The 23928-nt window shown below is 65.1% G+C and carries 14 protein-coding genes; 10 read left to right on the forward strand and 4 right to left on the reverse strand.

Translation table 11 applies throughout. The features are described from left to right. The first annotated feature begins 353 nt into the window (after positions 1 to 353). From L2Y96_RS05325 to L2Y96_RS05355, 7 genes are all read left to right on the forward strand, one after another. Positions 354 to 2927, forward strand: coding sequence for a TonB-dependent receptor (locus L2Y96_RS05325; protein ID WP_425492616.1), 2574 nt, complete (start codon positions 354 to 356; stop codon positions 2925 to 2927). After that, positions 2927 to 5557: a beta-mannosidase gene (locus tag L2Y96_RS05330; RefSeq protein WP_247333498.1), complete on the forward strand. Its 2631-nt coding sequence runs from the start codon at positions 2927 to 2929 to the stop codon at positions 5555 to 5557. The genes L2Y96_RS05325 and L2Y96_RS05330 overlap by 1 nt, the downstream gene beginning before the upstream one ends. Next, positions 5554 to 6990 (forward strand): glycoside hydrolase family 125 protein, encoded by a 1437-nt coding sequence (locus tag L2Y96_RS05335; RefSeq protein WP_425492540.1) that lies wholly within the window; start codon positions 5554 to 5556, stop codon positions 6988 to 6990. Before L2Y96_RS05330 ends, L2Y96_RS05335 begins: the two co-directional genes overlap by 4 nt. A 26-nt stretch (positions 6991 to 7016) precedes the next feature. After that, positions 7017 to 9452, forward strand: coding sequence for a GH92 family glycosyl hydrolase (locus L2Y96_RS05340; RefSeq protein ID WP_247333522.1), 2436 nt, complete (start codon positions 7017 to 7019; stop codon positions 9450 to 9452). Between the two features lie 194 nt (positions 9453 to 9646). Next, a complete protein-coding gene (locus tag L2Y96_RS05345) occupies positions 9647 to 10327 on the forward strand; it encodes a basic secretory family protein (RefSeq protein ID WP_247333525.1) in 681 nt (226 codons plus the stop codon). Positions 10328 to 10519: 192 nt separating this feature from the next. Further along, positions 10520 to 15292 carry an autotransporter domain-containing protein gene (locus L2Y96_RS05350; protein ID WP_247333527.1) on the forward strand — a complete coding sequence of 1591 codons (4773 nt, stop codon included), beginning with the start codon at positions 10520 to 10522 and terminating at the stop codon, positions 15290 to 15292. A 95-nt stretch (positions 15293 to 15387) separates the two neighbouring features. Then, positions 15388 to 15813: a hypothetical protein gene (locus L2Y96_RS05355; protein WP_247333529.1), complete on the forward strand. Its 426-nt coding sequence runs from the start codon at positions 15388 to 15390 to the stop codon at positions 15811 to 15813. Here L2Y96_RS05355 and L2Y96_RS05360 read toward each other — a convergent pair whose 3' ends face one another. Next, a complete protein-coding gene (locus tag L2Y96_RS05360; protein WP_247333531.1) occupies positions 15814 to 16020 on the reverse strand; it encodes a hypothetical protein in 207 nt (68 codons plus the stop codon). Positions 16021 to 16121: 101 nt separating this feature from the next. On the opposite strand from L2Y96_RS05360, the gene L2Y96_RS05365 reads away from it, so the two are divergent. Both L2Y96_RS05365 and L2Y96_RS05370 read left to right on the forward strand, forming a co-directional pair. After that, positions 16122 to 17093, forward strand: coding sequence for a PAS domain-containing protein (locus tag L2Y96_RS05365; protein WP_247333538.1), 972 nt, complete (start codon positions 16122 to 16124; stop codon positions 17091 to 17093). A gap of 134 nt (positions 17094 to 17227) precedes the next feature. Next, on the forward strand, positions 17228 to 18466 hold the full coding sequence (locus L2Y96_RS05370) for a carboxylate--amine ligase (protein WP_247333540.1): 1239 nt from the start codon (positions 17228 to 17230) through the stop codon (positions 18464 to 18466). On the opposite strand, the gene L2Y96_RS05375 is transcribed toward L2Y96_RS05370, so the two are convergent. Further along, positions 18395 to 19822 (reverse strand): MFS transporter, encoded by a 1428-nt coding sequence (locus tag L2Y96_RS05375; protein WP_247333542.1) that lies wholly within the window; start codon positions 19820 to 19822, stop codon positions 18395 to 18397. The two genes, L2Y96_RS05370 and L2Y96_RS05375, sit on opposite strands and share 72 nt — an antisense overlap. 36 nt (positions 19823 to 19858) lie before the next feature. Further along, positions 19859 to 20983: a cyclopropane fatty acyl phospholipid synthase gene (cfa, locus tag L2Y96_RS05380; RefSeq protein ID WP_247333543.1), complete on the reverse strand. Its 1125-nt coding sequence runs from the start codon at positions 20981 to 20983 to the stop codon at positions 19859 to 19861. Between the two features lie 140 nt (positions 20984 to 21123). Between cfa and L2Y96_RS05385 the strand changes: the two genes are divergently transcribed. Then, on the forward strand, positions 21124 to 22392 hold the full coding sequence (locus L2Y96_RS05385) for a multidrug effflux MFS transporter (RefSeq protein ID WP_247333545.1): 1269 nt from the start codon (positions 21124 to 21126) through the stop codon (positions 22390 to 22392). 538 nt (positions 22393 to 22930) lie between these two features. Here the strand turns inward: L2Y96_RS05385 and L2Y96_RS05390 are convergent. Further along, positions 22931 to 23479: a P-loop NTPase family protein gene (locus L2Y96_RS05390; protein WP_247333547.1), complete on the reverse strand. Its 549-nt coding sequence runs from the start codon at positions 23477 to 23479 to the stop codon at positions 22931 to 22933. Positions 23480 to 23928 lie beyond the last annotated feature (449 nt).

A 23928-nucleotide genomic window follows, 5' to 3' on the forward strand; every position in this document is an offset into this window, starting at 1 on the left:
AGTAAAAACAGTGATGTAGGTCTCAATGGTTGTCTTTAGATCGAGTTAAAAAAAGCGTTGACATCGTTGTCAGCGGCCCTAAAAATCCATCGAGTAATACAGCTGCAACAGCGAACACGACGCGGTTCGACGACACGGCGAAACACCGCCGCCGCGGCAGGGCGCAGGGCAATAAAAAAACTCCGTAGGCCGAACGACTGACGAACGCGGGCGCAAGCCCGTGCGGCGGCGTGCGTCCTGCAAAAAGGCTTCCCCAAGCCTCTATCCGTATCCCCCAGGAGTTCGATGTGAACCACCGTATCAGCGCGCTTTCCCTCGCCATCCTGACCGGGCTCTTTGCCACCGGCAGCGTGATGGCGCAGGACGCGGCCACGGCGACCCCGCCGGCCAAGACCACCAAGAAGACCGACCAGGCCACCACCGACGCGAACGCGCAGGATGCCGCCAACCTGCAGGGCGTGACCGTCACCGGTATCCGTGCCTCGCTGCAGAAGTCGCTCGACCTCAAGCGCAACTCCGATTCCATCGTCGACGCCATCTCGGCCGAAGACGTGGGCAAGTTCCCGGACACCAACGTCGCCGAATCGCTCTCGCACCTGCCGGGCCTCTCGGTGGACCGTAACTTCGGCGAAGGCGACAAGGTCAGCATCCTGGGCACCGACCCGGCGCTGAACCGCCTGATGCTCAACGGCCAGACCGTGGCGTCGACCAACTGGACCTCGGATCCGAACAACCCGGATAGCCGCTCGTTCAACTACAGCCTGCTGGCTTCGGAAATCATCGGTAACGCCCAGGTCTACAAGACCCCGCAGGCGAACATCGACGAAGGCTCGATCGGTGGCACGGTCATCGTGAACACCCGTCGCCCGCTCGACCTCCCGGCGAACACGCTCACGGGCAGCGTCAGCTACGGCTATAACGACAACGCTGACAAGGGCAAGCCGAACGCTTCCGTGCTGTACAGCTGGAAGAACAAGGACAGCACCTTCGGTGTCATCGGCTCGCTGATGCACTCCGACCGCATCATCGACCGCCAGGGCACCGAGATCTTCGGTTACCAGCGCGTCAACGATCCGACCGATACCAACCCGGATCACCAGTTCAACCCGAGTGTCGTCTCGCCGAACCAGCAGGGCGTGTACCCGACCGCCGTGAACACGGCATGGTTCCAGCAGCGCCGTACGCGTGATGGCGTGTCGACCGGCCTGCAGTGGAAGCCGAACGATGCGTTCGAGCTGAACTTCACCGGCCTGTACGTCACCGAGAAGTTCAACAACTTCAACCAGAGCCATTACGGCGAGTGGTCGGGTTCGGCCGCCAACGCCACCGCGCTGGGCTTCAACAACGGCGTGGCGACCAGCGGTAGCTACAACGCCAACACCAGCACCTACCTCGACGGCTACGAGCGCGACTCGACCGTGAACACCGGTGTCGCCCAGCTGCGCGCCGATTGGTTCGGTGATGGCTGGACCGCGTCGTCGCAGATTGGCTACACCGGCTCGACGGGTGGTTCGGACGGCATCTACAACATGCAGTTCCAGGGCTTCGGTGGTTTCAACTACAACCTCGATGGCCAGCACCCGCAGATCAACTACAACACGCCGGATAACCCGTCGGCGATGCTGGCGCACGGCGCGGGCTACAGCTACGCACCGAGCTACGATCGCGAGCGTTACTTCCAGGCTGACTTCGCGCACGACGTGCAGTGGGGCCCGCTGAACCAGATCGAAGTGGGTATCAAGGCGACGAACCACATCGACGGCCAGGATGGTTACCAGGCCACCCTGCCGACCCAGGACGGCAACGGCCTCTCGCTGGCGAACTTCGCCAACGGCGGCACGCCCAGCGGCTTCCTCAACGGCCTGAGCGCGTCGGGCAACATGGGTGACTGGACGACGATCGATCCGGGCCTCATGAAGGCTTACATCCAGAGCATCAAGGACGGCACCGTCTCGCTCGACCCGAAGGCCACGTACAGCGTTGCCGAGCAGAACCGCGCGTTCTACATCCAGGGTGATTTCGCCGGTGACGATTACCGCGGCAACCTGGGCGTGCGCTACTTCCGCACCCGCGACACGGTGAACGGCTACCAGTTCGTCGGCAACAACCAGTACGACCCGGTGAACAAGCGCAGCACGTACCACGACTGGCTGCCGTCGTTTAACTTCGCGTACGACGCGACCGATAGCCTGACGCTGCGCTTCGCCGCCGCCAAGACGATCGCCCGCCCGCGCTACCAGCAGATGACCCCGTACGTGGCGCTGGATGACCGTACCCTCACCGGTTCGCGTGGCAACACCGACCTGAGCCCGTACAAGTCGACCAACTACGACGCCTCGGCCGAGTGGTACTTCTCGGAAAACAGCGTGCTGGCCGCGGAGTTCTTCTTCCGCCGCATCTCGGGCTACATCCTCAACACCAATGTGGCCGAGACGCACTACAACCTGACCAACCAGCGTGACGACGTGTACCAGATGCAGGTGCCGATCAACGCAGGCGTGGCCAAGGTGAAGGGCGCTTCGCTGAGCTACCAGCAGAACTTCGGCCTCGGCTTCGGCATGCTGGCGAACTACACGTACTCCGATGCGGACACCAGCAACGACTTCCCGCTGCCGTACAACTCGAAGAACGCGTTCACCATCTCGCCGTTCTACGAGCAGGGCCCGCTGAGCGCGCGCTTGACCTACAGCTGGCGTTCGTCGTACTTCACCTCCATCGCCCAGCTGCAGTCGCAGCAGATCACGGGCATCTTCCGCGAACTGGATGCGTCGATCGGTTACCAGATCAACGACCATATCCGCGTATCACTGGATGGGACCAACCTGTTGAACGAAACCTACTTCGTCTACAACAACACCCCGGCCGAGCCGCTGAACTCCTACAAGAACGGTCGCACCTACACCGTGACCCTGGGCTTCAAGCTGTGATGCGCCGCGCGTCGCTGGCCCTCGCCCTCCTGCTCGCCGCGGGAGCGGCCAGTGCCGCGACGCCCGCGGAGAAGGATCTCTCCGCCGGCTGGCGGTTCCGCCTCGCCCCTGGCGCGGCGGGCAGCGACGCGCATCCCGAAGCAAAAGACTGGCAGCCGGCCACCGTGCCGGGTGCCGTCCAGACCGACCTGCTTGCGCTCGGACGGGTCCAGGACCCGTTCTGGCGTGACAACGAAGCCAGCCTGCAATGGATCGGGCTGGCGGATTGGGATTACCAGCTGGACTTCGACGTGGACGCCGCGATGCTCGCGCGCGGCCACGTCGACCTCGTTTTCGACGGCCTCGATACCTTCGCGGACGTCAGCCTCAACGGCAAGGAAGTGCTTCGCGCGAACAACATGTTCCGCCAGTGGCGCCTGCCCGCGAAGGGCGCCCTCAAGCCGGGCAAGAACACTCTGGCGGTCCGCTTCGCCTCGCCGGTGGGCAAGCTCCTGCCCTGGCTGATGAAGCAGCCGTACTCGCTGCCCGGCGAGTTCGATTCCTCGTTCGGCGATGAGCCGAAGGGCAAGCAGACCTCCAACTACGTGCGCAAATCCAATTACCAGTACGGCTGGGATTGGGGTCCGCGCTACCTCACCGCCGGTATCTGGCAGCCGGTGCGGCTCGAAGCGTGGGATGACCTGCGCCTGGCCGATTTCCATGTCGCCCAGGACCACGTCGACGCTGACGCCGCGAACCTGCAGGCGCAGTTCGATGTGCGCGCCGACAAGGCCGGTGCCGCCCAGCTGAAGGTCGAGTGGACCGCGCCCGATGGCACGAAGGGCCATGAAGAGCGTGCCGTCACGCTGGCCAAGGGTGAGAACCACCTCGCCGTGCCGGTGAATATCGCCCATCCGCAGCGCTGGTGGCCGGTCGGCTACGGCGACGCCAACCTCTATCACTTCCACGCTGATGTCGCGGCCAATGGCGCGCCTGTCGCGTCCGCCGACAAGGACACCGGCCTGCGCAGCGTCGAGCTGCGCCGCGAGAAGGATCAGTGGGGCAGGGGCTTCGCCTTCGTCGTCAATGGCGTGCCCATCTTCGCCAAGGGCGCCAACCTCATTCCGTTCGACAGCTTCCCGACCCGTGTCACCACGGCGAAGATGGAAGCGATCCTGCAGTCGGCCCGCGACGCCAACATGAACATGTTGCGCATGTGGGGCGGCGGCACCTACCAGCCCGATGCCTTCTACGCCGCGGCCGACCGCATGGGCATCATGGTCTGGCAGGACTTCATGTATGGCGGTGCGATCACCCCGTACGACAAGGCCTTCAACGACACCGCCCGCATCGAAGCGATCGAGCAGGTCACCCGCCTGCGTGACCATCCGTCGATCGTGCTGTGGGCGGGCAACAACGAAGTGCAGACCGGCTGGGACGACTGGCCGGATCGCCAGGACTTCCGCAAGTTCGTCAACGCCGATGAAGTGAAGAAGATCGACGACGGCATGCGCGAGCTGTTTGGCAAGACGCTGCGTACCGTGGTGAAGGATCTTTCGCCGAACGTGCCGTACTGGGCCAGCTCGCCCAGCACGGATTACGAAGGCCCGGCCAACGTCGAGAACGACGGCGACTTCCATTACTGGAAGGTGTGGTCCGGCTCCGAGCCGATCGACCATTACCTGGACATGACCCCGCGCTTCCAGTCGGAGTACGGCCTGCAGTCGTTCCCGGTGATGGCCACGATCAAGGCCTTCGCCGAGCCGGGTGACATGCAGCCGGAATCGAAGGTGATGCGTGCGCACCAGAAGTTCGCCAACGGCGACGGTAACCAGCGCCTGCTGCTCTACATCCGTGCGGGTTACGGTGAACCGAAGGATTTCCCGTCGTTCGTGTACCTGAGCCAGGTCATGCAGGCCGAAGGCATCGAGCTGGCGGCCGAGCACCTGCGCAGCGCCCGCCCGCGCAACATGGGCACGCTGTACTGGCAGCTCAACGACGTGTGGCCGGGCGCGTCCTGGGCCAGCGTCGATTACTTCAACCGCTGGAAGGCCCTGCAGTTCCACGCCAAGCGCTTCTACGCGCCGGTGGACGTGGTGCCGCTGCGTCGCGATGGCCACACTGAGGTATTCGCGGTCTCGGATCGCGTGAAGGACTTCGACGCCACGCTGCGCACCCGCGTGTATGCGATGGACGGCAAGCTGCTGCGTGAAACCAGTCAGCCGGTGAAGGCCGCTGCGCTGACGAGCACCTCCGTGCTCAAGGCCGATGACGCCACCTTGCTGAAGGGTGCTGATCCGAAGCACACCGTGGTCGCCTTCGACCTGGTGGAAGGCGGCAACACCCTGGCTCACCACCTGCTGTACTTCGGCGCGGCGAAGGACCTTGCCCTGCCGGCCAAGCCCGAACTCACCACCAGCGTCCGTGAAACCGCCGATGGCGCGGTGATCACCGTGACCGCGAAGCGCCTGGCGCGCGCCGTGTGGATCGACACCGGCGATGTGGACGTGCGCCTCGCCGACAACGCGTTCGATCTGCTGCCTGGCGAAAGTCGTGACGTCGTCGTCACTGGTAAGGTGGATGTCGCAACGCTCCGTCATGCTGTGACGGCCATGTCGCTCGTCGACGCCCTGAAGGAGACCCATCCGTGAACCCGAGCCGCCGCAACCTTATCAAGTGGCTGTCCCTGGCACCTGGCGTCGCGCTGGCCGGAGGCGTTAGCACCGCCGCGTTTGCGGCCAAGCGCTTCGAGAGCAAGCGCCCGCCGGTGGGCAAGCGCAAATTCACCAGCGAAGCTGTCGAAAAGCTGATCGTTTCGACCAAGAAGAAGATCGCCGACCCCGAGCTGGCCTGGCTGTTTGAGAACTGCTTCCCGAACACGCTGGATACCACGGTGGAAGTCGGCAAGCTCGACGGCTTCGAAGACACCTTCGTGCTCACCGGCGATATCGACGCCATGTGGCTGCGTGATTCCTCCGCCCAGGTGTGGCCGTACCTGCCCCTGGTCGCGAAGGATGAAGCCCTGCGCAAGCTGTTCCGCGGCCTGATCCGTCGCCAGGCCCGCTGCATCTCGATCGATCCGTACGCCAACGCCTTCATGCCCGACCCGAAGGCCAAGAGCAACATGGATTGGTCGCAGCAGGACCAGACCGACATGAAGCCCGGCGTGGCCGAGCGCAAGTGGGAAATCGATTCGCTCTGCTATCCGGTGCGTCTGGCGCACGGTTACTGGCAGGCTACGGGTGATCGCGAGCCGTTCGACGATAGCTGGCGCGAGGCGACCAAGCTGATCGTAAAGACCTTCCGTGAGCAGCAGCGCAAGGATGGTCTGGGCCCGTATCACTTCCAGCGCCCGGCGCTGAACCCGACCGATAGCCAGATGCTGCACGGCTTCGGTCCGCCGGCCAAGCCGGTCGGCATGATCGTTCAGGAATTCCGCCCCTCGGACGATGCCACCACGCTGCCGTTCAACATCCCGGGCAACCTGTTCGCGGTGGTGACCCTGCGTCGCCTCGCCCAGATGCACGGCACCTTCTACGGCGACCAGACTTTCGCTGCCGAATGCCAGGCATTCGCTGACGAAGTCGCCGCGGCCGTCGAGCAGTACGGCGTCATCCGCAACGGCCAGGACGAATACTGGGCCTACGAAGTGGATGGTTACGGCAACCAGCTGTTCATGGACGACGCGAACGTCCCGAGCCTGCTGGCCCTCCCGTATCTCGAGACCGTCGGCTACGACAAGCGCTACGCACGCACCCGTGAGCTGGTCTGGAGCAACAAGAACCCTTACTTCTTCAAGGGCACGGCCGGCGAAGGCATCGGTGGTCCGCACGAAGGCCTGCGCTACATCTGGCCGATGTCGATCATGATGAAGGCCTTTACCACCACCGACGTGGCCGAGCAGCGCCAGTGCCTGCACATGCTGAAGACCACCCACGGCGGTACGGGCTTCATGCACGAAGCATTTGACCAGGACGATCCGAAGAACTTCACCCGTTCGTGGTTCGCCTGGGCCAACACCTTGTTCGGCGAGCTGGTTGTCCACCTCGCAGACAAAAATCCTGATTCACTGCGCCGGGTCTAAGGACCCGCCGCCTGCCGGAGTTTTCCATGGTTACACGTCGACGTTTTCTGCAGGGCATGGCCGCCGCAACGGCTGTTGGTCAGCTCGGCACCCTCTCCGCGATGGCCGCGGGCGTCAAGCACGGTCTTGAAACGCCAACCACGGGTGGCGGCACCACCCCGGATGGCGTCCTGCGTTACGTCGACGTCTTTGTCGGTACCGGCGGCCACGGCCACACCTACCCGGGTGCGACGCGGCCGTTCGGCATGGTGCAGCTCAGCCCGGATACCTATAACGCCCAGTGGGACGGCTCGTCCGGTTACCACCAGGGCGATGGCTCGATCATGGGCTTCTCGCACACCCACCTCTCGGGCACCGGCGCGGCCGACATGCTCGATTTCCTGGTGATGCCCTCGATGGGCGAGGTGCTGCTGCAGCCGGGCGATCGCGATTTCGACGGCGTGAACTACGTGTCGCGTTTCGATGCGCAGAAGATCAGCGGCGAGAAGGCCCCGAAGGGCTACAAGACCGGGATCAAGGGCTACCGCTCGCACTACACCGCCGAGCAGGCGCACCCGGGCTACTATACCGCCCGCCTGACCAAGCACGACATCCTGGCCGAGCTCACCGCGACGCTGCGCGCCGGCATGCACCGCTACACCTTCAACAAGGCGGGCGATTCGCACGTCCTGCTCGACCTGGCCCACGGCTACTCCGATAGCCCGAAGGAAAACTGCCGCGTCACCGACGTCGAGCTGCGCGTGGTTGGCAACGACACCCTCGTGGGTGGCCGTCGCGTATGGCAGTGGGCTTCGGGCCGCGTCATCTACTTCGCGATGAAGCTTTCGCGTCCGGCGTCGGACATCACGCTGTACTCCGATGACAAGGCGCTGCCGAAGGGCACCACCGAAGCCAAGGGCATCAACCTCAAGGCGGCGCTGCACCTGGACAAGGCCAACAGCGAACCGCTGCTGGTGAAGGTCGGCATCTCCGGCGTCGACATCGATGGCGCCATGCGCAACCTCGATAGCGAAATGCCGGCATGGGATTTCGACGGTATCCGTGCGGCCGCCGAGGCCGAGTGGAACACCGAGCTGTCGAAGATCCAGATCGACAGCACCTCGGACAAGATCAAGCGCACCTTCTACAGCTCGCTGTACCACACCATGCTCGCGCCGACCGTCTTCAGCGACATCGATGGCCGTTACCGCGGCATGGACAAGGCGGTGCACACGCTGCCGGAAGGCCGCCACAACTACAGCACCTACTCGCTGTGGGATACCTACCGCGCCGCGCACCCGCTGTACACGCTGTACCAGCCGGATCGCGTCCCCGACCTGGTCGACGGTATCGTGCGCCTCGCCTCGGAAAGCCCGAGCGGCGCGCCGGTGTGGCCGCTGCAGGGTATCGAAACGGTCTGCATGATCGGTTACCACTCCGCCGTTGTCGTCGCCGAGGCCCAGGCCAAGGGCTTCACTGGCATCGATTACCAGAAGGGCTGGCCGGTGTTCCGTCGCCGCGCCATGCAGGATGATTACTTCGGCCTGCCGTACTACCGCGCCAAGGGCTACATCCCCAGCGACAAGGAAGGCGAGGCGGTCAGCAAGACGCTTGAATACGCCTACGACGACTGGGCGATGGCCAGCATGGCCGAGCACCTGGGTCACGCCGACGAGGCCAAGGCCCTGCGTGCGCGCTCGCAGAACTACCGCAACGTGTTCGACAAGGACACGCAGTTCATGCGCCCGAAGGGCGACGATGGTGAGTGGCTGCAGCCGTTCGATCCGATCCAGATCGGCCATTCGAAGAAGTGGCGCGACTTCACCGAATCGAATGCGTGGCAGGCTACGTTCCTGAACCAGCACGACGTGTACAACTACATGGATCTGTTCGGTGGCGTGGCAGGCTTCGAGAAGAAGCTCGATGCGTTCTTCACCGCCGATCCGAAGCTGCCGGACAACGCCCCGCCGGATATCGCGGGCATGGTCGGCCAGTGCGCCTTCGGTAACGAGCCCTGCCACCACATGCCGTACCTGTACGCGTACACCGGATCGCACCACAAGACGGCCGAAAAGGTCCGCCTGATGCTCGATACGATGTACCTGCCGGAACCGGATGGCCTGCCGGGCAATGAGGACTGCGGCCAGATGAGCGCGTGGTACATCATGAGCTCCATGGGCCTGTACCCGGTGGATCCGATCAGCACGAACTACGTGTTCGGCAGCCCCATCCTCGACCGCGCCCAGGTGCACGTCGGCGGTGGCAAGGTGCTGACGATCGAAACCACGGGCAATGGCGAAGGCAAGCCGTATATCCAGTCGGTGACCTGGAATGGCCAGCCCTGGACGAAGAGCTGGATCAGCCACAAGGACATCACGGCCGGTGGCACCCTGGTGTTCACCATGGGCGCCCAGCCGAACGAAGCCTTCGGCAAGGCCCCGGAAGACCGCCCGCCGAGCTTCGGCGCGCAAGCCAAGGCATAAGGAAGAGGGCGGCTTAGGCCGCCCTTGTCTTTTGATCTGCCGGAATCTGGCCGGTCCTTTCGTGTACCTGCATGCCACTCGGTTTTTGCGTAATAGCCGTCTAGACGGCTATTAGCTATGTGACGTGGCTTGCAAAATCCTGCGGCCATGGGGTCCACCATCGATGGACCCCAACCACAGCAGGAGCAATGCCCATGCAGCATGTGACGCGCCAAGGCGCCCTCGCGCTCATCGCCCTCTCGCTCACCGTCGCGGGCCCGGCCCTGGCCGATACCACCGTCAGTTACCAATCCAACGGCTACACCCTCAACGTCACGGACAAGAACTCCGGCGTGGCGCAGTCCACGGTGGATACGATGGTCAGCACGTTCTTCACCATTTACCCGGAGGAGTCGCGCGACTTCAACCCGGATGCCTCGAAGACGGTGAACATCATCCTCGACCCGGCATACGACGGCGTCGCTGCCACGGCGAACGCCACCGAGACCTATAGCGCGAACTACCTGAAATCGAACCCGGCCGATACGGATACCGTGACCCATGAATCCATGCACATCGTGCAGGACTACGGCCAGCAGAACATCCCGGGCTGGCTGGTCGAGGGCATCGCGGACTACGCGCGCTACCGGTATGGAGTGAACAACGCGGCAGCAGGCTGGTCGTTGCCCGCCTACCAGTCGGGCCAGAATTACACCGACAGCTACCGGGTGACCGCACGGTTCCTGGTCTGGATCGAAGAACACCACCCGGGCGCGGTCCAGCGCTTCGATGCGGCGCTACGCGGGCGCAGCTACACCGACCAGACCTGGGTTCAGATCACCGGCTCGACGGTCGATCAGAACTGGGCCAGCTACATTGCCAGCCCAGGCATCTGACCTTCCGCTCCGGCGGGATGCCAGACAGGAGCGCGGCTGCGCTCCTGTCTGGCAGCACCCGTGCCGTGTGGCCCGGCCTATGCCGCACCGCACATGGCAAGAAATTGCGAGGTTCGTGTATTGTCGCGGCTGATCCGTCAGGGAGGGCGAGGATAGCCCCCGCCCCAGGGAGACGGTCGGGGGACAATCCGGATGACTCGTTCGTACGCGCGCACCTGCGTGCGGCAGGCGCTTGCCGCCGCCATCGCCATGGCCATCATGAGCAGCGCACAGGCTGCGGCTGTGCTCCCGACCGGTCCTTCGGTGCTCAGCGGTCTGGCGACCGTCACGCCGGGCGCCGATACGCTCACCGTCGATCAGACGAGCCAGGCTGCTTCCATCGACTGGGCCACGTTCGCGATCGGTCCGGGCGGTACCCTGGTGTTCAATCTTCCCGGCAGCGCCACGTCGAACCACGCGGTGGCCAGCGGCGGCATCTCCCGCCTGGATGGCACGTGGCTAGGCACGGGTACCGTGGCGTTTGACCAGCGTGCCGGCAGCATCGGCATGGCGGGTGCCTACGCCGGTATCGGCGGGGCGCGCAGCTCGCTTTCCCTCCACGCGGGCAACGCCCTTGCCTTCACCGGAAGCATCGCGACGCAAGGTGGCGACGTTACGCTCTCAGCCGATAACTATCTCTTCGTGGGCGGCCAGATCGACCTGGGTTCGGGCTTGGGCGGTACGTTGCACCTGAGCACCCGCTCGGACATGTATGTATCGGATACGGTCACGTCGGTCATGGACCCGGAGACGGGTACGTTGCCGGTGAACTTTGCCTCCGCAGTGGCAGCACAGACGCTCAATGGCGTGCACGGAGGGCTCGACCTGTACGCTGGAGCATCCGTGGGCATTTATAGCGATGTGGCCGCCGACGGAAGTATCAAGGTGTCGGGCACCGGCATCATGGTGGGTACCGGGAACGATATCTACCGCGACACGATCCTGCGGGCCGGCACCCAGGGTGGGCCAGTGGCCGATCTGCTCCTGCACGCCAACTCGTGGATGGTCGAGCAGTACGGTGCGCTGCTCACCGCCACCGGCAAGGTCCGCCTTGAGTCACCGAATTCGTCGGCGGACCTGCTGGGCACCATCGTCGCGCCTCGCGTGGAACTGGTGGGTTGGCGCTTCGCCCAGACGCAGCAACCGTACGGTAGCGCGATCATCACCGACTCACTGGGCGGCACAGCCGATGAGTACGCGCTGTGGGGACGGCAGAACCAAATAGGCGCGCTCAACGGCCTGAACGCGGCCCTGGTCACGCTCGAAAACAGCAAGGACATCAGCGGCGCGAACGTCGTCGTTTCGGACTGGATGAAGGTGCGCGCCGTTGGGCATGACATCAACCTCACGGGCGCAGACAATCGGATCAGCGCACTGTCGGCGACCGGGCGGAACGTATCGCTGGTGAATGGCGGTACGGTCCATCTGGTGGATATCGATGCCGATAACCTATCGGTGACCGCCACGGGCGATATCGACAATCTCGTGGGCGTGGACACCTCGCTGGTGGTCCGCGGCGATACCAATCTCCGCACCGATAGTGGCCGCGTCGAGCTAGCGGGCGACTTCGGCGGCGCCGTCCACATCGTCGCGGGTAGCGGCGATGTGTGGCTCAGCGGTTCGCTCACGGACCGCACCGATATCTTTGGTCGCGACGTTCGGATCCAGCTGAACGGCAGGCAGACGGTGGGCTTCCTGAGCGGTGCCAACAGCGTGCTGCTTGATTCGGGTGCCGATCCCGACTCGGTCCTTACGGCGGACAGCTGGATCACGACGCCGCTGCTCAAGACCCGCGGCCACATCGTGTGGACGAACATCGGGCCGCTGCCCGGTGCGATCGATATGCAGGGTACGCTCACCTTTGCATCGGCACAGACGCAGGTGCCGTGGCTGAACAACGCGATTCGCGGCACGGGCACCCTGGTTCAGGCGGGGCCGACCACACTGGTCCTCAACGGCGAGATCGATGGGATCGATATCCGCGTGGACGGCGGCCAGCTCGTGCTTGGCGACGGTACCTCGGCGGCGCAACACGTCCGCGCTAACGTGGCCGTCAATCCGGCGGGATCGCTGAGTGGCAACGCCATGATTGACGGTGCGGTGAACGTGGCTTCCGGTGCAAGGCTTTCACCCGGCAACGGAATCGGTAGCCTTTCCGTGGGGAGTCTTTCGATGGATGGCGGTAGCACGCTTAGCTACAGCCTCGACACGGCAGCGCCAACGCTGGATACCTACGGCCAGAGCGATAGCATTACCGTCGCGGGCGATGTGCACTTCAATGGCCCCGTGACACTCGGTATCGATCCTTCGCACCAGGGCTATTTCACGCCAGGTTTCTATCACGTGCTCGGCTATGGCGGCTCCCTCTTCGAAACGGGCGGGGGCCTGCAGACCGATAGCCCGTTGACTTACACCCTTATCCGCGACGTAGCGAAGAAGAGCATCGACCTGCTGTACACGCCGGTCTGGTTCGACGGCGGATTCAACCTATGGAACGGGAACGGCCAGGCCAGCGGCAGCACGCCTGGTGGTGGATCCGGTACGTGGACCACAGCTGCGCACAACTGGGCAAACAAGGATGGTGTCGCTGCCGCTCCGATGGGGCCACGCCCTGCATTCGTGGTCTTTGCCGGGCAGGCGGGTAGCGTGCACGTCGATAACAGTACCGGTGCCATCGATGTCACCGGCATGCAATTCCTCAGCCCTTATACGCTTGATGGTTCGGCGATCCACCTCGCGTCCGTCTTCGACGCGACGCCGACGATTCGCGTGGGTGATTCGGCGACGCCGGTGAACCTGACCGTAGCCATTGCGAACGACCTCACCAGTGATAACGGCTTCGAAAAGAGCGACGGTGGCACGTTGGTGCTCAGTGGCCACAACCGCTGGACCGGCGGGACCACGATCAGCGGCGGCAAGCTTTCGATCTCAGCGGCTTACAACATCGGCCTTGGGGATGTCCGTCTGGCCAATGGCCTGCTTCAGGTGACGGGCACGGATCTGCATGGATTGCAGAACCACTTTGCGATCGTCAACGCCGGCGGCATCGATGTGGCCGATGCGAATAACACCTTCTCCATCGGCCAGGGCGCCCTTTCCGGTACCGGGCAATTCATCAAGGACGGTGCGGGCACGCTGGCGTTGCGTGGCAGCCAGGCATCTTTCTCCGGCGATTTATGGGTGCGAGGGGGAACGCTGGTTGCCGACCCGATGGCGCTCTATCTGAGCTCCGTTTCGATCGATGGCATCCTGGCCATCGATGTGGACCGCGACAACACGATGACGAGTCCGCTACGCGGCGCCGGCACCTTCGCGAAGCGAGGGGCCGGTACCCTGACTTACAGGGGCGATGGCTCTAGCCTGGCGGGGACCACCCGTGTCGAGGCCGGCACGCTCGTCGTTGGCGCGGACTCCGGCGGCCGCGCCAGGCTGGGTGGCCATATCGACGTGCTACCGGGCGCTACGCTCGCAGGCAACGGAATCCTTCTGGGTGACGTCTCCGTGCAGGGCTATGTGCTGCCGGCCTCCCCTGGCGATGTGTTGACCGTTAACGGCAACGTGGCTTTTGAAAGCGGCAGTGCGCTGATGGTCGATACGAGTGATTCGTCGGCCGCGCGGCTCGCAGTGGGCGGGGCGGTGACAATCGCGCCGGGCGCGCGCCTCGTCGTTGATGCGCATGGTTCACGCTGGGTGGCGGAGCAGAAATACGACCTGCTCACGGCAGTCGGTGGCGTGAGCGGCACCTTCGCCGCCGCCAACAGCAACTTCGCGTTCCTCAACACGCTCATCGCCTACAGCGCGAGCGGTAACATCAGCCTGATCCTGAAGCGTAATGCCGTGGCCCTTGAAGAGGTCGCGGTGACGGCCAATCAGCGTGCGGTGGCTTCCGCTGCCGAGGGCCTGGGCGCCGGCCACGCCGTCTATGATCGGCTGATTACGCTCGACGCCGGGTCAGGGCAGCGGGCGTTCGATTCGCTCGCTGGCACGCTGCACGCAAGCGTGCAGGGAGTCGTCATGGATAGCCAGCGGCAGGTGCGCGATGCGGTGATGCGCCACCTTGGCGACGCCGACCTGCCAGGCGGGCAGCGTGCCGATAACGGCCGTGTATCGACGTGGCTGAGTGTTCTGGGCCGCGATGCGAACTACGACGGAAACGCGGATGCCGCGAAGGTCAATAGCAGTGACAGCGGCATCCTGTTGGGTGCTGATCTTGCCGTGGGCGACGGCGCTCGGATCGGCGCCGTACTGGGTCATATGAAGGAGACCATCCACGAGCGGGCGTCCGCTGGGTCGGCCGACGTGAAAGGCAACCAGTTCGGCCTTTATGCCGACATGGCGTTCGATGCGTTGCATCTTTCGGGTGGCGTGGTACGTGCCCACCACGCGATCGACACGCGCCGCGATATCACGATCGGGATGGACTCGACGCGGGCATACGCAAGCCGCGATGCAGACACGACGCAGGGCTTCGTCGAGCTGGGCCACGACTTCGGGCGTACTGGCGTGTGGAAGGTCGAGCCCTTCGTGCAGGCGGCCGCGGTGTACTGGAGCGGTGATAAGGCGAGTGAGCGCGGGGGTACCGGCGTGCTGGTGATCGATGGCAACGAGGCGCATACGACGGCCGGCCGCGTCGGCGTGCACCTGGGCACGGCATTGGACCGCGATGCGCGGTTCGGCCTGCAGGCGACGCTGGCATGGCAGCGGGGGTGGGGCGACGTAGCGCCGGAGGCCCGCGTGCGTTTTGCCGAAGGCGGCCCGATGTTCGATGTTGCTGGCGCACCGCTGGCCCGTCAGGCCGGGTTGCTCGATGCCGGTCTGGTCGTCCGGCTCACCCCGACGCTGCGTCTGGATGCCAGTTATGCCGGCCAGTTTGCCGGCAAGGTGGCGGACCATGGCGGCCGGGTGTCGCTCAACATGACCTTCTGAAAACGCTTACCCGCCGTGCGTTCACGGCGGGTAGACCCGTCTACGGACAACCTTCCCCTGCTGCCGGGTGCGCCGGCCAGGGGAGGGAAGCAGCCATGTCTTATGTGGGTCGCATGTATCTGCGCATGTTTACGCCGGGCCTGCTCGCCCTCGGCACGGGCTCGGTCGCGGCCGCCGCCATGCGTGCCGCCCAGGAATTCCCGGGCGACGTGGGCAACTTCTCGCTGTATTCGCATCTTCCCCGCTGGCTGCTGGTCGCGAGCGTGTGCGCGGGGCTCGCGATCACGGCGGTCCAGGCGTTGCGCGTGCGGCTATGGGAGCGGGGTGCGCTCGCTTCGTGCTACGTGTGTGGGTGCTTGCTGGCGCCAGCCCGCACGGGACGGGGTGGGCTGGGCCGCGTGCGGCCGTGCCTGGGCTGCGGCAAGGTGCATGGCGTGAACCACCAGGTGGCCGCACGCGTGGTGCCCCTCCAGGTCGCGGTCACCGACGGTGCCGCGCCCGGGGTTCGAAGCGCCCGCTGATCAGCGGACGTTGGTGACCGTAAGGCGGTGGCCCACGCGCTCGAGCAGCGTGCGCAGCGCCTCGGCGTCCTCGACGCTGGCGGCATCGTCCAGGGACAGCCACAGGGTATCGCCCGACAGGCCGAGCACCTTTTCGTTGAACGTGATCTCGACCGCGGCCTTGCCGTTGGGCTGGACGACGGATACTTCAAAATTGCGTGCCTGCACGGCGTGGATCCCCTGACTACCGGATGATTGCGTGCGGCAAGTTTAGCCGGGGCGTGAAGAAAAAGGCGTGACGTAGGTTTCGCCCGGACTAAAGCCCGGCCATGCCCCGGCCGATAAACTCCACTGAATCTGATGAAGGGCAGGGCGTGTCGATGGGCATGGGTTTCTGGGGTGGGCGTGCAGCCCGCCTGGCGCAATCGACGCTTGCCGCGCTGGAGCGGCGTTTCGCCGTGGCCGAGCTGGCGGCCGATGGCACCGTGCGTTCGGCCAATAAGGCGTTCCTTGCCGCGCTGGGCCAGGGCGGGGTGGCCGTTGTGGGCCAGCCGTTCCAGGCGGTCTTTGCCGTGGACGATGCCGAGCATCTCTGGCGCGCCCTTGCACGCGGCGACGAGGTGGCCGACGTGGTCCGTATCAAGGGTGCCACGCAGGACAGCTGGCTGCAGGCGGTCTACGTTCCGCGCATGGGACGTGGCAACCGGCTGGATGCCGTCGTGGTTTACGGTGTGGATATCACCGCTGAGCGTAGCCGGGCGGCGGGCGTGGGCCAGCGCCAGCAGAACGCGGACGAAACCCAGGGCGTGGTCGAGTTCTCGCTCGACGGCATGATCCTCCACGCCAATCCCGCGTTCCTCAAGATCACGGGCTACCGGCTGGACGAGATCCAGGGTAAGCACCACAGCCTGTTCGTCGACGAACGCGAAAGCCAGTCGGATACCTATATGGGCTTCTGGCGGCGCCTGCGCTCGGGCTTGCACGATGCGGGCGTGTACCGCCGGTTGGGCAAGGGCCAGTGCGTGGTCTGGATCCAGGCGACCTATAACCCCATCTTCGACGCCGATGGCCGGCCGGTGAAGATCATGAAATACGCCGTGGAGATGAGCGCCGATGCGATGCAGGCGGCGCCCGCCGTGGCACCGACGGTGGCAGCGCCGGTTGCTGATGCCGTCACCGATGCCGCGGTCGCCAATGTGCTCGATATGCTGGATAACGCGGCGGCCCGTGCCAACGCGCTGTCGATGGATGCGGCCATCGATGCCGCGCTTGCGGAACAGCGTGGGCACGAGACCCCCTGAGCTTTCGTACGCCTTTCGCCATCCGCAGGCAAAGCGCATAGGCCGTCCGTTCGGCTAGGCGGCATGGCCTGCGTACGCTCAGATAGGCGTACGAGGCCACCATCGGGGTGTCCTCCTCCTGGCAGGGGAACGCGATGGTGGACGTCGAAGCGGGCCGGATCCCGGCTATCGTGATGGGGCGTGGGCCGACCGCGCTTGGCATCCTCCGTAGCCTGGTGCTTGCCGGCATCCCGGCGTATGTCGCCTGCCCAGCCGATGACCTTGCGGCGCATTCACGTTGGTTCCGTCCGCCCCCTGGCGTGCCGTGGGATGGCAAGCCCGGCCCGCAAGCGCTCGAGGCGCTGCGCGCCATGCCGCTGGAACGCGCCGTCATCATCCCCGGCGCCGACGATGCCGCTATGTGGCTCACGGATCTGCCTGCCAGCGATCTCGGTCAGCGTTTCCTTGTCAGCACGGCGTCGCGTGCCACGCAGGAGCTGCTGCAGGACAAGTCGGTGTTTGCCGCGCATCTCGCCGCCGAGCACATCCCGCACCCGCGTACCTTCCGGCTGGGTAACCTGGCGGATGTCGCCGCCGTACCGATGTCACAGCTTGGCCGGATCTTCATCAAACCGGTGAACTCGCAGCGGTTCAGCGATGTGGTGGGTGCCAAGGGCGTTTGGGTTGCCAGCCGGGAGGCGCTGCGTGATACGTGGGCGCGTTTCCATGCCCAGGGTTTTTCCGTCATGGCGCAGGAGTACGTACCCGGTCCCGCGTCCGGGCACTTCTTCGTGGACGGTTTCCGCGACGGCCGTGGGGCGTATACCGGCCTGTTCGCCCGGCAGCGCCTGCGCATGTCGCCGCCGGATTTCGGCAATAGTTCGTGCTCGCAGGCGGTGCCTCTCGCGAGCGTGCCCGACGCGGTGCGCGACGTGTGCCGCCTGCTCGATGGCCTGGATTACCGCGGCATCTTCAGCGCCGAGTTCAAGCGCGATCCCCGTGATGGCACGTTCCGCATCATCGAGGTGAACACGCGCGCCTGGACCTACGTGGAGTTTGCCGCACGCCACGGTGTGAACGTGTGCGAGATGGCGTGGCGCGACGCGCAGGGTATGCCGGTACCGCACGCGCCACGCACCTACGACGATGGCGCCTTGTGCGTCGATCTCTATCACGATATCGCAAGCACCCGCCGGCAACCGGTGCCCGTGTTCGGCCTCATCGGCCAATGGTTTCAGGCGGATCTGCACGTGTTCCGCATGGATGACCCCAAGCCGGCGCTACACGCGATCCGCTGCCTGTGGCGTAAGCGCTTCGGGCGGTCAGTCGACGCGGGCGAGGGGGCGGGCCACGTCCTCAAGGGGCCGCCGCTCGGCGGCGATGCCAAGCAGTAGGGCGGCCACCGCGCCCACCAGCATCAGTGCCGCGCCAAACGCATAACCCCAGCCGATGGGTTCGCGACCGCCCGTGCCAATGAGGGTGCCGAACAGCCACGGACCCACGACGCCACCCAGCGCGGTACCAAAGGCGTAAAACAAGGCGATCGCCAGCGCGCGCAGTTCCAGCGGGAAGCTCTCGCTTACCGTGAGGTACGCGGAGCTGGCGGCGGCCGAGGCGAAGAAGAACACCACGCTCCAGGCCATGGTTTGCGTGCGCGCATCGAGCACGCCGTGGACGAACAGCCACGCGGTGGCGAAAAGCAGCAGACCCGACATCGCATAGGTCAGCGCGATCATCGGGCGGCGGCCTACCGTGTCGAATAGACGTCCCAACAACAGCGGGCCGAGGAAGTTGCCCGCGGCGAACGGCAGCAGGTAGAGGCCGACGTCGGCATCCGCCACGCCATAGAAGTGCCCCAGCACGAGTGCGTAGGTGAAGAAGATCGCGTTGTAGAAGAACGCCTGGGTCGCCATGAGCACCAGGCCGAGCACCGTGCGTTTCGGGTAGTCGCGGAACAGCGTGCGCCCGACGTCGGCCATGCTGAGGGCGCGCGGCTGGAGGCGCAGGCGGGGCAGGGGCGCGCTGGGTGGCGGCACGCCCAGCCGTTGTTCGATGCTGGCGATGACGACCTCGGCTTCGGCGACGCGCCCGTGCAGCATGAGCCAGCGTGGGCTCTCCGGGATCCAGCGGCGCAGCAACAGGATGCCCAGCCCCAGGATCGCGCCGAGACCGAAGCTGAGCCGCCAGCCGATCTCCGGGGTGAACCAGCCCGTATCCAGCAAAGCCACGGCAGCCAACGCGCCCAGCGCCGCGCCGATCCAGAAACTGCCGTTGATCACCAGGTCGGTATGGCCGCGGTAGCGCGCGGGGATCAGCTCCTGGATGGCTGAGTTGATGGCGGCGTACTCGCCGCCGATGCCTGCGCCCGTCAGCAGGCGGAACAGCGCGAACACGGCGAAGTTGGGCGAGAGCGCCGTGGCGGCCGTCGCGGCAAGGTAAAGGCCGAGCGTCAGCGTGAACAGCTTCTTCCGCCCCAGTTTGTCCGTGAGCCAGCCGAAGAACAGCGCACCCAGTACGGCGCCGGCCAGGTACACGCTCCCGGCCAGGCCCACCTGCGTATCGCTGAGGTGAAGCACCGGGCTCGATTTCAGCGCGCCGGCGATCGAGCCGGTAATGGTCACTTCCAGGCCGTCGAGGATCCAGGTGATGCCCAGCGCTACCACGACCAGCGTGTGGAAGCGGCCCCAGCGGAGCCGATCAAGGCGGGCGGGCACGTCGGTCTCGACGATGGCGTCGCGGGGGCCACTCATCCCCCGACCCTACGGGCCGGGAGGTCGTCGTTTTGTCTACCGCGGTACGCGCAGCCCGCCGGGGACGCCTTGCGGCGAGAGCGTCAGTTGCCACAGCTGGTCGCGCCGGCTGCGGAAGATACCGGCCGAACAGCCGAGATAAAAGCGCCACATGCGCCGGAAGCGCTCGTCGTAGCGCGCCGACAGCTCGGGCCACGCGGCATCGATGTTGGCCTGCCACGCCATCAGCGTACGGTCGTAATCGGCACCGAGGTTGTGCCAGTCCTCCACGACGAAGAGGTTCTCCAGCGCGGTGGCGACCTGGCTCATCGCGGGTATGACCGAGTTGGGGAAGATGTATTTCTGGATCCACGGATCCGGCCGCGACGGCGGTCCGTTGCTGCCGATGCAGTGCAGGAGCACGAGTCCTTCGGGGCGTACGCAGCGGCGCGCGACGTCGAACCAGGGGCGGTAATTCTTCCCGCCCACGTGTTCGAACATGCCCACGGACAGGATGGCATCGAAGCGCTCGTCCACCTCGTGGTAATCCTGCAGGCGGATCTCGATGGGCAGCCCACGGCAGAGTTCGCGGGCGTATTCGGCCTGTTCCTTCGAGATCGTGATGCCCACGCCGCTGACCCCATAGCGTTCCGCAGCGAACTTCAGCGCCTCGCCCCAGCCGCAGCCGATGTCGAGGATGCGCTGCCCCCGCGTGAGGCGGAGCTTCCGGCAGATCAGGTCGAGTTTGGCCTCCTGGGCGTCATCCAGGTTCCAGGCGTCGGCCCAGTAGCCACAGGAGTACACCATGCGCTTGCCGAGCATGGCTTCGAACAGATCGTTACCCAGGTCGTAGTGCTGGCGCCCCACATCCCACGCATGGTCGCCGCGCTGCAGGTTGAAGAAGCGTGCCTTGAGGTGGGCCAGCAGGGTGTCGACGGTACGCAGCGAATCGTCGACGCGTGAGCTGAGCAGGCGGGACATGAGGCCGGCCAGGTCCGGACAATCCCACCAGCCATCCATATAGGCTTCGCCCAGGCCGAGCGAGCCGTGGGCGAAGACCCGGGCGTAGGTGCGTTCGTCGTGGACGGTGAGGTCCGTGGCGCGTTTGCCGTTGATCGTGATACCTGCCTGTTCGAGCAGGCCTTGAGCGCGTGCCTTCAGCGAAGCTGTATCGTGGCTCATGTGCGGTTCCGGTGACCCTGCTCGCCGCCCCGCGCGGCGTGGCGCTGCCTCCGGCCCGATTATGGGCACCGGGCGAGGCCCAAGGGCAAGCACCACTTACAGCTATACTGATCGTCTCCCCCGGTACAGACTGAAGGTCCATGACCTCCGCGACCCGCGACCCGCGGCGCCATCTTCCGTTGATCCTCGCGGCCCTGAGCATGATCGGGCCGTTCTCGATCGATGCCATCTTCCCCGGCTTCCCGGATATCGGCCATGCCTTCGGCGTGGGCGAGGTGGCGTTGCAGCAGCTGCTCAGTGTGTACCTGCTGGCCTATGCCGTGATGAGCCTGTTCCATGGGGCCATCTCGGACGCTTACGGGCGCAAGCCGGTGATCGTGGTGGCCATGGGTATCTACGCGTTGGCCTCGATGGGCGCGGCGCTGGCGCCGAGCTTTGGTTTTCTCCTGGCCTGCCGCGTGGTCCAGGGCTTGTGCGGCGGCGCGGGTATCGTCGTGGGCCGTGCCATCGTGCGCGACACCATGCATGGCGAGGATGCGCAGCGGATGATGTCGAAGGTGATGATGATCTTCGGGATCGCGCCGGCGATCGCGCCGATCGTGGGTGCGTGGTTGCTGGGTATCGATGGCTGGCGCGGTATTTTCTGGGCACTTACGGCGTTTACCGTGTTGCTGGTGGCGGGCATCGTGCGGTTCCTGGTGGAGTCCCATCCGGTGGAGAAGCGGACGGTGTTCCGGCCGCGTCCGCTGTTGCGCGGTTATATGGCGATTGCGCGTGACCTGCCGTTCTGGCCGCTGGCCATCGCGAGCTCGGTGAATTTTTCGGGTTTGTTCCTGTATATCGCGTCGGCGCCGCATCTGATTCGTGATGTGTTGCATCTGGGGGCGGATGGTTTTCCGTGGCTGTTCGTGCCGACGGTGTCGGGCATGGTGACGGGTGCGTTTATTTCGGGGCGCGTGGCGGGGCGGGTGAGCGCGGCGCGGACGGTGGGTTGGGGTTATGTGTGCATGCTTTCGAGCTGCGCGTTTAGCTTGTTCTTTGCGTTGGTGCTGGATGCGCCGCGGGTGCCGTGGTCTACCTTGCCGCTGGCGCTTTATGGCTGTGGCGTGCAGCTGGCGTTCCCGACGTTGACGATCCTGTTGCTGGATCGTTTTCCGGAGCAGCGTGGTGGTGTGTCGTCGGTGCAGGCGTTTGGTAGCTTGATCATGACGGCGTTGGTGGCGGGTGTGCTGTCGCCGATGTTGTCGTCGAGCATGCTGTTCCTGGCGCTGGGCGCGACGTCGTTGTGTGGCGTGGGCCTGGTGGGCTGGCTGTGGTATCGCTCGATGGAGCGGCGCCGTGTGGCGCTTACGCCGGCCGCCGCGGCTACGGAAGTCGTTTCGCAGATCGAGCGCAACGAGCCAGGCTGACTGTTCTTTGCGCGCGGTCGGCTAAGGCGTCGAGACGGCTCGCCTTCGGCTTCGCGGGGCTCGGCCTTTGGCCATCGCGCTAGCGCTCGGGCGTCTCCGGAAAGAGCCCTTGGCGCCCACCCTCGCTGCTCAGACAAGTCTCCAACGTTCGACAAGGATGCCCCTTCGGGGCCATGTACCTGATTGGCCTACGGCCGCGAACCGGCGTGCGGACGGGGGTTTGAAACTCGCCATCCTGGCTCGGTTTCAAACGACCGGCCATCCATGGCCGCTCCCGCCTTCGGCGGCTGTTCACGTCCGCCCGCCTCGTCTCCGACAACTCGCCTCGAGGGTGGGCGCCAAGGGCTCTCGGACACACTGAGGTTGATCGGTCGGAAAGCCACCGCCCGACAACACAACCGCAATCGTAGGAGCCCACCCTGTGGGCGACATCTTTCGCCCAAACGCTCAGGCCCTGTCGTACGGCACGATCGATCAAGGGCCAAACGCCGCAAGATCCGCAATCTGCCGCGAACGGCGTCGCCCACAGGGTGGGCTCCTACAGCTGCGGGTTTGCTAAAGACCAGGCTTTGTATGCGTCTTGCAGAGCTTGAGCTGATGTCAGACTCACTTTCGGCATTGCCAGGGTCTCGACCAGCGCCGCGTAGCGCTTTCGGTTTGCGGGGGTTGCCACGACGATGTGACGCAGCATTGCCCAGTGGATCCGCTCACGCGCGCCCTCGAGGCCGCCGATACGCTGGCGATCAAACAACGTACGGCGTACGTAGCGCTGCAGGCTTGTGAATGTCGATACGTCGAGAAGGATTACGCCCGTCGCGCGCGCGAATCGCTGAGGCATGCACGATGAATAGTTGCCCTCGATGACCCAGCGCTCTCCCTCGATCGCCTCATCGTGCAACGCATGAAACTCTTCGCGCGGGCGTGGCTTCCAGGCGGTGTGCGGCAGATGATGCAGCTGATCGAGATGCACGACAGGCAGACCAAGCGGCCTCCCGATTGCATCCGCCAGCGTCGATTTCCCACTGTTCGATGGGCCCAGCACGCAAATGCGTGGGCCTAGATCAGCGAGGGAAATCAAAGTGTCCACGGCATCAGGTCCAACCCGAAAGGCGCATTCTGCCACGGCACGTTTCGGCCGCATGGTAGTCAGCAGACAGCGAGTGATCAGAACGAGCGGTGAGGTATCCGGGGATCGCGTACCGCAGCAACAGCTGGCACACGCAGTGGTTGGCAGGACAAAGCGCATGCAAGGGCCGCGTAGGAGCCCACCCTGTGGGCGACGCCGTTCGCGGCAGAGTCCGGGTCTTGCGGCGTCTGGCTCTTGATCGATCGTGCCGTGCGACAGGGCCTGAGCGTTGAGGCGAAAGATGTCGCCCACAGGGTGGGCTCCTACGGTCGTTTGTCAGGTGTGGGGCGTCGCGAGGTCGGCCGTGTTGTCGGCGGTGGCTTTCCCATCGATCCGCCTCAGTGTGGCCGAGAGGCCTTGGCGCCCACCCTCGAGGCGAGTTGTCGGAGACGAGGCGGGCGGACGGGAAC

It is taken from the genome of Luteibacter aegosomaticola (assembly GCF_023078475.1).
GTDB classification, from domain to species: Bacteria; Pseudomonadota; Gammaproteobacteria; order Xanthomonadales; family Rhodanobacteraceae; genus Luteibacter; species Luteibacter aegosomaticola.